We start from the raw sequence: 1,316 nt of genomic DNA, 5'->3' as shown, positions 1-1,316 counted from the left end.
TGATATGTACCCAATATTCTGGACATACGTTAATTTGAATTGAGTTTAACACATGGATGTTTCTCTGTATACAACAGGAGGCATCCATTTTGTTTTGGATTGAATTCTTTTGTTGTTATAGTAATAGATATATTCATCAACTGCTATGCTAAATTCTTCAAATGATTCAAAGTCTTTCTCATGACCATAATACATCTCATTTTTCATACGTCCAAAGAATGATTCCATAATACAGTTGTCATAACAGTTACCTTTTCTCGACATTGATTGAATGATATCATGTTTCTTTAATTCACTGATAAAACTGCTATGCTGATACTGCCATCCCTGATCACTGTGAAATATCGTGTCTTTGGTATGTGGCATATTGGAAAATGTCATATCTAACATATGTGATATCTGTACAAGATTAGGATTCAAAGAAAGATCATATCCGAGTACCTCATTTGAATACATATCAATTACAGGAGATAAGTAACACTTACCCCATGAAAAATTAAACTGCGATACATCAGTTGTAATTTTCTCATAAGGTGCATCTGCTTTAAAGTTTCTGTTAATGATATTATCTGCTGTTTTGCCAATTTCACCTTTATATGAATGATATTTTTCTTTAGGACGTTTGCCAAACAGCTTAAGTGAATGCATTATTCTCTGTACACGTTTATGGTTTACTGTAATACCTCTGTTTTTGATTTCATAGTATACACGTCTTACACCATAACGCCCCTTATTCTCATTAAATATATCCTTGATTATTTCAATAAGATCTGTATCTTTCTTTGATATTGCATTATTCTTTTTTATTTCATAGTAATAGGTAGATTTAGGTAATTCTGAAATCTTTAATAAATCAGCTAATCTATGTCCTTCTTTGACAAGGTCTTGGATGACGGCTGCTTTTTTGCCTTGACTGATGCCGTCTTTTGAATAGCCAAGGCTTCGATTTTTTTTAAATACGCATTCTCTGCTTCAAGATATTCATTTCTTCTTCTAAGAGCTATTAATTCTTCTCTTTCACTTTTTGACAGCTCTTTAGGTTTATTATCGTTATTTGTTATCATAGATGATTCTTCGTTTCTAGGACGTCCTCTTTTTAAACATTTTAAACCATCATAACCAGATTGTTTATATTTATTCACCCATGAATATAATTCACCGACATTTATACCAGCTTCAATTGCTGTAGATTTAATAGAATTACCTGCTAATACCTTAGCTATCAGATCATACTTTTTTTCAGGTGTCCATATCCTGTTACTGCTTTTATGTTTTAATCCATCAACACCATGTATATCAAATACCCTTACCCAAAC

The 1,316-nt window shown here is 31.7% G+C and carries 2 protein-coding genes; both read right to left on the bottom strand.

What is annotated here, in order from left to right; all coding sequences use genetic code 11:
- Window positions 1-45: 45 nt before the first annotated feature.
- Entirely contained in the window at window positions 46-918 is an 873-nt protein-coding gene (locus tag FYJ50_RS10440; protein ID WP_338083018.1) for an IS3 family transposase, read from the bottom strand.
- The coding region (locus FYJ50_RS10435) for a helix-turn-helix domain-containing protein (RefSeq protein ID WP_154461694.1) at window positions 858-1,316 on the bottom strand (459 nt) is incomplete at its 5' end. The genes FYJ50_RS10435 and FYJ50_RS10440, both read right to left, overlap by 61 nt.

The sequence above is a fragment of the Floccifex porci genome (assembly GCF_009696175.1).
Taxonomy (GTDB): Bacteria; Bacillota_I; Bacilli_A; order Erysipelotrichales; family Erysipelotrichaceae; genus Floccifex; species Floccifex porci.
This window is presented reverse-complemented; position numbering and strand designations above follow the sequence as displayed.